We start from the raw sequence: 10,407 nt of genomic DNA on the forward strand, positions 1-10,407 counted from the left end.
ATAGCAGGTAATGCCGCCCTGGGGCGACCACATTTTGCGCAATATTTGGTTGCGGTGGGCGCAGTAAAAAACATCAATGCGGCCTTTAAAAAATATCTGGGGGCGGGTAAGCCTGCAGATGTTAAATACCAATGGCCATTGATGGGTCAGGTAATTGAGTGGATTCATGCGGCCGGTGGTGTAGCTGTGCTGGCGCACCCGGCCAAATATGAACTGACACGCACCAAAATGTGCGCGCTGGTAGATTCATTTGCAGCGGCTGGAGGTGATGCGCTGGAGGTGATTAGCGGGCTGCAGCCCGCCGCCTTGACCGAGGATTTATTGCGTATTGCAAATGCCCGATCACTATACGCATCCTGCGGCTCGGATTTCCATTTACCTGACCAGCCATGGCAAGACTTGGGGAGCTTTGGCAAGTTGCCAGCGCAGGCCAAGCCGGTCTGGGAATTATTGGGCTATAACCCATAACATTAATAAAATATTTTTCTCTGCCCAGTCTTTCCGCGTGATGGGTGAGTGTCGTAAGGAGTCATTGCAATGGCCCAGTTTTTTCAAATCCATGCTGAAAACCCGCAACACCGTTTAATTGTTCAGGCCGCTGACATTATTCGTAAAGGTGGATTGGTGGTATATCCAACCGATTCTGCCTACGCTCTTGGCTGCCATATAGGCGACAAAGATGCGCTGGAGCGTATTCGTACGCTGCGCAAACTCGATAAAAACCATAACTTTACGCTTATGTGCCGCGATCTTTCCGAGATCGCCACTTATGCGCGCGTTGATAATCAGGCCTATCGGTTACTTAAAAACCATACTCCTGGTGCCTATACTTTCATTCTGTCGGCGACTTCCGATGTCCCGCGGGTCTTGTTGCACCCGAAGCGCAAAACCATTGGTTTGCGTGTGCCGGATAATCCAATTGCGCTGGCTTTGCTGGAAGAATTGGGGGAGCCCTTGATGACCAGCAGCCTGTTGTTGCCAGGTGAAGAGTTTCCGATGACCGATCCCTATGATATCCGCGATACCCTGGAGCACTTTGTAGAGTTGGTGATCGATGGGGGTTATTGCGGACTTGAGCCTACCACTGTTATCGATCTTACCGAGCCACTGCCGCAACTGGTGCGCCAAGGGAAAGGTGACTTCTCACCTTTTGATTCTAACTAATTGATCTATAAAGAAGTTATTTGTCGAGCCTGCGTGCTGTCCGGCGCCTCGTGAAATAGCTATAATGCCGCCCTTGTTATCCGGTGCTACGACGAGGCCGCTGATCCTACTGACTAACCTGTGAGTTACCTTGCGTGAGCGAAACCCTCGACACTTCTACATCTTCGGATCTTGTTGCATCGCCAGAGGCAACAACTGAAGCCGGTGCAATCACCAATGAAGAGCTAGTTGTGGAACCGGCGGGTGCACATGTACAAAAAGGGCCGCAGCAAGGTGAAATGCCTTTTGCCATGGTTCATGGCAAGGCCTACACCCAGCTGCCACAGGATTTATATATTCCGCCCGATGCACTGGAAGTATTTCTGGAGGCATTTGAAGGTCCGTTGGATTTGTTGTTGTACCTGATTCGCCGCCAGAACATCGACATCCTCGACATCAATGTCTCGGAAATTACCTCCCAATACATGGCCTACGTCGATTTGATGGAAGCGCATCAATTTGAGCTGGCGGCAGAGTATTTGGTGATGGCGGCTATGCTTGCCGAGATTAAATCGCGCATGCTATTGCCGCGCTCCTCGGAAGAGCATGAAGAAGAGGAAGATCCGCGAGCATCGCTCATTCGCCGTTTGCAAGAATACGAACGGTTTAAGCAGGCGGCAGTTGATTTGGACAATATACCGCGTGTATCCCGCGATGTGTTCCCGGTTACGGCTGCAGGTCCTGACCGCAGCTTGACGAGGCTCGATCCGGATGTGGAGTTGCAGGAATTATTATTGGCACTCTCGGAAGTATTGCGCCGCGCTGATATGTTTGAAAGCCATCATGTCTCCAAGGAAAAACTCTCCACGCGCGAGCGTATGGCGCAGGTGCTGGATACATTGGCGCATCAACATTTTGTTCCTTTTGTCAGCCTGTTCAAGGCGGAAGAAGGGCGCCTTGGGGTTGTCGTCACCTTTCTTGCGGTGATGGAATTGATTAAGGAATCGCTGGTGGAAATTGTTCAAAGCGAATCCTTTGCACCTATTCACGTAAAAGCCAGAACACAATGACAAACGAAATTGATATCGCAGAAGATGCTCTTGATGAGGATCTGGATTCATCTACTGAGGTGGGTGAGGAAGCCGGTGAAGAGTCGCGTGCATTGCACGAAGAGTCTGATACCGAAGAGTCGGCAACTGTTCCCGTCACACAAATGCCGGTTGATGCAGAGCTGCTGCGCAAGATTATTGAAGGCGCGATTTTGGCAGCAGGCCAGCCGATGACTATTTCACGTTTACTGGAATTGTTTGATGAGGAAGTGGCGCCAAGTAAAGATGAGATTGCCGCTGCCTTACTTGATATTCAGGCGGCCAGTGCCGAGCGCGGATTTGAATTAAAAGAAGTGGCCTCTGGTTGGCGCTTTCAGGTGCGCGATAATCTTGCGCCCTGGGTAAATCGTCTGTGGGAAGAAAAACCGCAAAAATATTCGCGCGCATTGCTCGAAACCTTGGCCTTGGTTGCTTATCGCCAGCCAATTACACGCGGTGATATCGAAGAGATCCGCGGCGTCGCTGTTAGCTCGCACATTATGAAAACCTTGTTGGAGCGCGATTGGGTCAAGGTAGTCGGGCATCGCGATGTTCCCGGCCGTCCATCACTCTTTGCGACCACGCGCCAATTTTTGGATTATTTCAATTTAAAAAGTTTGGAAGAATTACCATCGTTGAGTGAAATCCGCGATCTGGATGAATTAAATCCGGTGCTGGATTTAGGTGAGGCAGGCTTGGGCGAGAAAGATACAGATCCGCCAATTCCAGATGCAAATCCACCTGTAATTATCAGTGAGATTGATGCCGAACCAGTGGACACACAAGCCGCTTTTTACGAAGAAGGTTTTGTCGATGGTGAAGATGCTTTTGTCTATGTAGAGGAAGATGCAGCAGCTGCTGACTCTTCAGATACAGAGACAATAAACAATGAAGAAGAACCCCGCAGCGATTAGCTGCTTAATAACCTATGGTGAAGAAAATCAACCGGGATAAACCTGAAAAACCTACCAAGGCTGTGAAGCCAGTAGTTGCTGGAAAAGCGAAATCTGCCGACAAAAAAGCAGTGACCGCTAAACCAGCAAAAGCCAATGCGACTCACAAGCGCGACCTAACTGATCGCCCTGCAAAATTAACAGCAGGAAAACCTGCACATAAATCTGCCGCGTCACCTAAAACAAAAGTGACCCAAGCCGCAGATGAAAAGACATCAGTAGCAGTGCCCGGTGATGAAAAGTTACAAAAAGTGCTTGCCCGTGCAGGTATTGGCTCGCGCCGCGAAATGGAACGTGCGATTGAAGCTGGCCAAGTAAAAGTAAATGATAAAATCGCCAAATTGGGCGATCGTGTCATACCGCAAGACAAAATTTTCGTGAACGGTCAGCGGGTGGTATTGCGCAGTGAGCTAACGCGTCGCCGGGTGATTTTATACAACAAACCCGAGGGAGAGATTTGTTCGCGCTCTGACCCTGAAGGCCGCCCGACTGTATATGACCACTTGCCGCCGTTAAAAGGTGAACGTTGGATTTCAGTAGGCCGCTTGGATTTCAATACCAGTGGTTTGCTGTTGTTTACCAACGATGGTGAGTTGGCTAACAAATTAATGCATCCATCTTCCGTTATTGACCGCGAATATTTGGTTCGCATCCAAGGCGAAGTAACGGATGATATGCGTACCAACCTGTTAAAAGGTGTAGCGTTGGATGATGGTGTTGCGCGCTTTACCGATATCGTCGATGGTGCTGGCGAAGGCAAAAACCGCTGGTTCTATTGTGTGGTAATGGAGGGACGCAACCGCGAGGTGCGCCGCCTGTGGGAATCGCAAGGGGTAAAAGTGAGTCGCTTGAAGCGAGTTCGCTATGCCAATATTTTTATTGCTTCGCATGTGCGTGTTGGCCAATGGACTGATCTTACCGAACGTGAAATTCAGGATCTGTGCATGACAGCAGGTTTTGATAGCTCAACCTATACCCGTATGATGGAACCCACTCGCGATGAAGCAGCGCAGCGAGAGCGTCACGATAAAAAATTGCGCGCCGCTTCCGCTGCACCACGTCGTCCGAAGGTGCCAGCCCGTAAACGTCCACCTATAGTGGAATAAGTTAATTATTTGCAATAAAAAAACCACGCTGAGTTAGCGTGGTTTTTTATTGCAGAGTGATTTATCCATTAGGAATTGATGTGCATTTCATCGCTGCTGACAACACAATTTCTGCCTGAATTTTTAGCGATATAGAGTGCTTTGTCTGCGCGCTCAAATAAATCGTTGATATGTTCTTTTTCTTTGCTGTGGCGTGTTGCTATGCCGATACTCACAGTAGCACCTATTGCTTTACCGTTGTATTTGATATTAGTTTCTGCAATTTGCTGGCGAATACGCTCCGCAATAATTTTTGCACCTTCTGCATCGGTCTTGCCTAATACCACCACGAACTCTTCACCCCCGTAGCGGAAAGTGATGTCTGACCCTCGACAAGCCGCTTGGATTCCCTTAGCAATTTCACACAGCACTAAATCACCGCGGTGATGGCCATATTCGTCATTAATTTTTTTGAAAAAATCTACGTCTATCATTAAAAGCGATAATTCATGGTGATGACGCTCGGCCATTTGCAATTCGCGGCGCAAGGCTGTATCTAGCGCAGTGCGATTGCCGAGCAATGTTAAGGGGTCGAGCAAGGCATGGCGCATGGCTGTCTGGTAGCGAATTGCGTTACGCAATGGATAGATAAGTGTGCTAAGCAATAACTCCAGGGTAATTAGCTCAGCCTCCGCAAATCGTTTATTGCGACTAAAGATAATTTCACCCAAATAACCTTCATCAGTTGTAAGGCGATAGTCGCAATGATGCAAACATTCGCGTCCAATTTTCAGATCGCTATCGCTATTACCAAATTTGAAAAGAACGCTGGACAGGCTCACAACAGCTTGGATGTGCGTGTAAAACAAATTAAGCACTTCGGCCGGGTCCAGGCTCATTTGCAGCGCCTGCGCAAGGCGAATGCGGGTGGTGAGTTCCTGCTCGGGGGTCAACGGGATAAGAGGGATAGTGCTTGCGCCGTTTGCCTTGTGGGCATTGGTCACCATGGTCATGTCCCGCATAATTTTTACCTGTTACGTTAAAAGTTATTCGTCGCCCGCTTGCCGCTTTTGTGTATTCGGGCGCCTGTGACAGACATCTAGCGAAATTCATGCCATCTACTTTTTATTTATTAATACCTTTATTAATCATATAGATAGGCAAACACTCTAAGGTAAGTTGTAGATATTTTCGCCAAAAAAGTAGCGCGGATTTTTTGCTCGTGCGGAAAGAATTTGCCGCCAGTCAAAAGTTTGTCGGCAAGATTTGATTCAAGAAAAACGGCGGTACAGGTGCGGGGGAACGGGTTAAACAGAACCTACCCTTTAATTTGTGGTAGCAATATACCCAAGCTGAGGCCGCCTTCAGGACGATTTTCGGCCCAAATACGCCCTTGGTGTAAAGAGATGCTGCGCTGAGCAATGGCTAGCCCCAGGCCGTAACCACCACTTTCGCGCGCGCGCGCTTGGTCTGTGCGAAAGAAAGGTTGGAAGATATCCTCGAGTGCATCTGTAGGAACACCAGGCCCCTGATCCATTATGTCGACGCGATAATGTTCTCCGTCACCAGTTTCAGCCAGGACAATGCAAATCTCGGAATTTTCCGGAGTGTAGAGCAGGGCGTTGCGCAGGGTGTTTTCAAACACACCAACCAACATATTGCCATGAGTAGCAACCAGTGCTTCCTCCAGCGAACATTTAAAGCGAATATTGATATTTTTTTCGTAGGCTTCAGCCTGGTAATCATCCATGAGTGTTTGCATCAGGCTCACTAAATCCAATACGTCATCCAATACCCAGCTGTCCTGGCCTTGTACTGGCAGGGTGAGAATATCGGTGATGATATCGTTGAGATAATCAGCCGCTTGTTTAATGCGATTTAATTCATGGTCAACAATCCCATTACTGCGCTGCCTCGCCAGCGCTAGCGCGATTTGCAAGCGAGCGAGCGGCGTGCGAAATTCGTGTGACACATCTTTAATTAAGCGCTTCTGTTCCTGCATGGATTTTTCGAGGCGTTCCGTCATGTGGTCAAAGTCGCGCCCCAGCGCGGCGATCTCATCGTTGCGACCGCGAAACTGCTCGCTGATACGCACGCTTAAATCGCCGCGTGCAATTTGATGTGTGGCTTTTTGCAATGTATTAATACTGCGCGTGAAATGGCGGGCGAGAAAAAAACACGCAGAGCCGCTGACCAAAACGGATACGAGTAAAAGCGGCCAAATATTATCGAGAAATAATTCCCAAATAATATCGCGATCCTGTCCCTCATCGCGCCCAGCGGAAATCGTAATTAATTTCACGCTGTTGCCATCGTTCAAGGTGATATAACGGCCAAAGAGTTTGCGGTTGCGATCCTGTACTTTATCGAAGGGATGTTTGAAGGTGAGGCGCGGTGCGAGAAACATAACACCTGGCGGGAGCGGTCGGTCGAGCAGATCGCGGTTTTCTTTATCGATAACATACACAAAGCGCGTTGACCAAGCAGGCATTGCGCGCAAGTCCTGAATCAATTGTCGGGTATTGCGATTAACGGCATTGCCCACCATTTGAAACAGTAAGCGCTTGGCTGGATCGTCATCACTTGCCTCACTGCTGCGCTGCAAGTTGCCATCCGGTGTCATATCAAACCAATGCACAACAATATTGGTGCCGATAATAATCGCCACCGTAATCAACCAAAAGGTAAAAAAGATTTTTAAATAAAGACGGGTCATTAATTTACGGATTCATCATCATTCATGGTCAGCATATAGCCAGCGCCGCGCACGTTGATAATCAAATCCTTTGAAGAGCCTGCTGCTGTAATTTTTTTGCGGATATTGCTTACATGCACATCGATACTGCGATCGTAAGGTGTGAGTTTGCGATTGAGCGCCTGCTCCGTCATATCATCTTTGCTGATCACTTGGCCGGCGCGACGAACAAGAATTTCCAGCACGCTGAATTCAGTTCCAGTGAGCGGAACTTCATTGTTGTCCCAAGTGGTTGTGCGTGTACCTAAATGTAGGGATAACTTACCCGATGCAAGGCGCTCAATACTGCTGGGCGTTACATCCTTTTGATTGGCGCGGCGCAAAATAGCGCGGATACGCGCAACCAATTCACGTGGGTCACAGGGTTTGGATAAATAATCATCGGCACCGATTTCCAGTCCTATCACACGGTCAACAGTATCGCCTTTGGCCGTGAGCATAATCACGGGCGTTTGGCTGTGTTGGCGTAAGTTTTTCAGCACATCAAAACCATTGCGGATGGGCAACATCACATCCAACACAATGACAGAATAGGGTTGCTTGAGTGCAAGCTCCAGCGCCGTTTGGCCGTCATAAGCGGTATCAATAGCGAAGCCTTCCGTTTGCAGGTATTCGCTCAGTAATTGACTGAGTTCTTTGTCGTCGTCGATGAGAAGAACTTTAAGCATGGCGATTTACAGTCCCCGATAATGGAAGGCGGTGAGTGTGCACCAGCCCCCGATGAGAGTCATGATTCTTTGGTTTTCATTAACCAATCTTAACATTATAGCCACCATAATGAATTTACTGACTCTGATTCTGGAGTCTGCGTGTAGGCGACCTATTTAACGAGTCCAAAGTATCCAGAGGATATTGATATGAAATCGAACAAAGCATTAGTAGCTGGTCTGTTATTGTTAAGTGCTGCCAGTATAGCTGTGCCGACTATAGCCGGTGGCGCGGGGAAAAACTGTGAGGGTAAACATCATGCGGCCAAATGGGCTGAGCATGAAGGTTTTGCGGGCCGTGAGTTTAGGCATCTCGGCCAAGAGTTGGCGCTAACCGATGCGCAAAAAGAAACCTTGAAAGCACAGCGTGAAGCTAATGAGTCAGCACGTGATGTCCTTCATACAAAACTTGCCGATGCGCGCAGCGCACTAGCAACGGCAGTGGAAAGCGGTGCTAATGATGCGGAGCTCAATGCGCTGGCCGATACCTTGGGCAAGTTGCACTCTGAACAGGCACTAGCAGGTGCTAAAGCGAAAAAAGCGTTATTAGCCGTGCTGACAGAGGAGCAAAAACAAACCTTGGCAGAAGCGAAAACCAAGCGTTTGGAGCGTAAGGCCGAACGCAAAGAGGCACGCGAAGCAGCTAAAAGTTAAATCACAGGCCAGGAATACTGCTGGTTTCACCTATAACCCCGGCTTGCCGGGGTTATTTATTTTCAGGGTGTAAAATGTGGGCTTGCTTGCGCGCGCTAATCTTGGGAAAATCCGCGCCGTTTTTACCTATCCCTATTTTTCCTGCATCCCGAGGTTATCGTGGCCCAGATTGGTCTGTTTTTTGGCAGTGACGAAGGCAATACCGAGCGTGTCGCTTATCGTATTCAACAGCGTTTCGGGGCTGATGTCGTCGATGTACGTGATATCGCCGACGTAACCCAGTTGGATTTTGCCAACTACGACAAAATTATCCTCGGAATTCCCACCTGGGATTTCGGCCAAATCCAATCGGATTGGGAAGAGTTTTGGGATGATATAGCAGCGGTGGATTTCTCCGGCAAGCAAGTGGCGCTCTTTGGTTTGGGTGACCAATTTGGTTATGGCGATTATTTTCTCGATGCCATGGGTATGCTGCACGATGTAATTATCCAAACAGGTCCGGAAATTGTTGGTCACTGGCCGACTGAAGGTTACGAGTTTGAGGCCTCAAAGGCAGAAATTCCCGGTGCAGGGATGTTTGTCGGTTTGGCGCTGGATGAAGATCAGCAGGAAAATTTAAGTGCAGATAGATTGAATCGCTGGTGTACACAAATTCATGTCGAATTTGGTTTGGATACACCGCTTACCCTGTTGGAAGATTAAGCCGCAATATTATCGAATACCAAGGGCGCACTGAGCGCCCTTTGTTTTTTTTATGGTTAAGCTTCCGCAACAAATACGGCGCGAATGGGTGCCGGATGTCCCTCAGCAGTTAATGATGAGTCTTCCGGATGTAAAAATTCCGGTAGCGAGTGAAAACGCATCCACTCTGTTGCGCGCTGTTCTTCAGTAGTTGTGGGGCACACGTCAACCACGCGCGGATTGCTAAAACCCATTTTGCGTAACCAGGACAACATGGTGTCGCAACTCGGTAAAAACCATACGTTGTTCATCATGCCGTAACGGTCTTCAGGCACCAATACATCACCCAGTTTTCCTTCAATCACCAATGTCTCAAGTACAAGTTGCCCACCGGGGCGTAAGGTATTTTTTAGTTCGAGAAGGTGATCCATCGGCGAGCGGCGGTGATAAAAAACGCCCATGGAAAAAACCGTATCGAATGCCTGCAATTTTTCCGGAACATCTTCAATGCCGACGGGCAGGATATCGATAGGATAATCGGCACCGGTAAAATGTTTGATCATATGGAACTGCACAATAAAACGCGGTGATGGATCAATTCCAATCACGCGTTTTGCCCCTGCACCTAGCATCCGCCAACAGTGATAGCCATTGCCGCAACCCACATCGAGGATCAAGCGGTCTTTTAACGGGGCGAGGTGAGGTAATACGCGGTCCCATTTCCAATCCGAGCGCCATTCAGTATCGATATGGATATCATGAACAAAGTAGGGGCCTTTGCGCCAGGGAATTAATTCCTGCAATACACTGCGAATTTTTGCACGTGTAGTCTCATCGCAATCGCTGCTGTGGCCGATGCGCACTTCATCCGTAAGGGCAACTTGCGAGGTTTTTACGTTGGGTAGTTTTGCGAGTGACTTTTTCCAGCCACCTAAATCGCCGTAGCGTTTTTCACAAAGTCCAGCCGCGATTTGTACGGGCAATTGTTCAGCCCATCTAGCGAGAGGTGAATCTTTAAGTGCATCCAGTAATTGATCGTAATTAATTTGTGTCACAGTCTTCGCGTACTCTATTTAATCGCAATCAGCGATGCAAAATTAAAACATTGAAACCAGACATCAACACTGCTGAAGCCGGCTTGGCGTAACCGTTGACGGTGTGCATCGAGTGTTTCAGGAATTAAATAGTTTTCGATCGCGGCGCGCTTCTGAGCAATTTCCAAATCACTGTAGCCGTTGGCGCGTTTGAAATTGTGGTGCAATTCGGTCATCAATTGTTGGTGGGGTTCATCATCAAAAGCGACTTTTTCAGAGATGATTAATACACCGCCGGGATTTAATC

Annotated in this window: 10 protein-coding genes and 2 pseudogenes; 7 read left to right on the forward strand and 5 right to left on the reverse strand. The window is 48.5% G+C overall.

The genetic code is table 11. The annotated features are described in order from the left end of the window. From ACWA6V_RS10290 to rluB, 5 genes and pseudogenes are all read left to right on the forward strand, one after another. Window positions 1–468 (forward strand): annotated as a pseudogene (locus ACWA6V_RS10290) (phosphatase); the annotation flags it as partial. 69 nt (window positions 469–537) lie between these two features. Next, complete coding sequence (locus ACWA6V_RS10295; RefSeq protein ID WP_449522406.1) at window positions 538–1,164, forward strand: L-threonylcarbamoyladenylate synthase; 627 nt, start codon at window positions 538–540, stop codon at window positions 1,162–1,164. A gap of 209 nt (window positions 1,165–1,373) precedes the next feature. After that, the gene (locus ACWA6V_RS10300; RefSeq protein WP_449522413.1) at window positions 1,374–2,213 is read left to right on the forward strand and encodes a segregation and condensation protein A; all 840 of its coding nucleotides are present in this window, start codon (window positions 1,374–1,376) and stop codon (window positions 2,211–2,213) included. Then, on the forward strand, window positions 2,210–3,145 hold the full coding sequence (gene scpB, locus ACWA6V_RS10305) for an SMC-Scp complex subunit ScpB (protein WP_449522407.1): 936 nt from the start codon (window positions 2,210–2,212) through the stop codon (window positions 3,143–3,145). The genes ACWA6V_RS10300 and scpB overlap by 4 nt, the downstream gene beginning before the upstream one ends. A gap of 227 nt (window positions 3,146–3,372) precedes the next feature. Next, the gene (gene rluB, locus ACWA6V_RS10310; protein WP_449522414.1) at window positions 3,373–4,290 is read left to right on the forward strand and encodes a 23S rRNA pseudouridine(2605) synthase RluB; all 918 of its coding nucleotides are present in this window, start codon (window positions 3,373–3,375) and stop codon (window positions 4,288–4,290) included. 68 nt (window positions 4,291–4,358) lie between these two features. Here rluB and ACWA6V_RS10315 read toward each other — a convergent pair whose 3' ends face one another. From ACWA6V_RS10315 to ACWA6V_RS10325, 3 genes are all read right to left on the reverse strand, one after another. Next, window positions 4,359–5,291: a GGDEF domain-containing protein gene (locus ACWA6V_RS10315; protein ID WP_449522408.1), complete on the reverse strand. Its 933-nt coding sequence runs from the start codon at window positions 5,289–5,291 to the stop codon at window positions 4,359–4,361. A gap of 296 nt (window positions 5,292–5,587) precedes the next feature. Further along, window positions 5,588–6,985 (reverse strand): ATP-binding protein, encoded by a 1,398-nt coding sequence (locus ACWA6V_RS10320; RefSeq protein ID WP_449522409.1) that lies wholly within the window; start codon window positions 6,983–6,985, stop codon window positions 5,588–5,590. Next, window positions 6,985–7,692, reverse strand: coding sequence for a response regulator (locus ACWA6V_RS10325; protein WP_449522410.1), 708 nt, complete (start codon window positions 7,690–7,692; stop codon window positions 6,985–6,987). Before ACWA6V_RS10325 ends, ACWA6V_RS10320 begins: the two co-directional genes overlap by 1 nt. A gap of 189 nt (window positions 7,693–7,881) precedes the next feature. Here ACWA6V_RS10325 and ACWA6V_RS10330 point away from each other — a divergent pair, with 189 nt between their 5' ends. Then, window positions 7,882–8,385: a Spy/CpxP family protein refolding chaperone gene (locus ACWA6V_RS10330; protein ID WP_449522411.1), complete on the forward strand. Its 504-nt coding sequence runs from the start codon at window positions 7,882–7,884 to the stop codon at window positions 8,383–8,385. Window positions 8,386–8,544: 159 nt separating this feature from the next. Beyond that, a complete protein-coding gene (locus ACWA6V_RS10335; RefSeq protein WP_449522412.1) occupies window positions 8,545–9,087 on the forward strand; it encodes a flavodoxin in 543 nt (180 codons plus the stop codon). A gap of 56 nt (window positions 9,088–9,143) precedes the next feature. Here the strand turns inward: ACWA6V_RS10335 and cmoB are convergent, their stop codons facing one another. Both cmoB and ACWA6V_RS10345 read right to left on the reverse strand, forming a co-directional pair. Then, a complete protein-coding gene (gene cmoB / locus ACWA6V_RS10340) occupies window positions 9,144–10,112 on the reverse strand; it encodes a tRNA 5-methoxyuridine(34)/uridine 5-oxyacetic acid(34) synthase CmoB (RefSeq protein ID WP_449522415.1) in 969 nt (322 codons plus the stop codon). Between the two features lie 23 nt (window positions 10,113–10,135). Then, a pseudogene (locus ACWA6V_RS10345) lies at window positions 10,136–10,407 on the reverse strand (carboxy-S-adenosyl-L-methionine synthase CmoA); the annotation flags it as partial.

Source organism: Cellvibrio sp., from assembly GCF_053579595.1.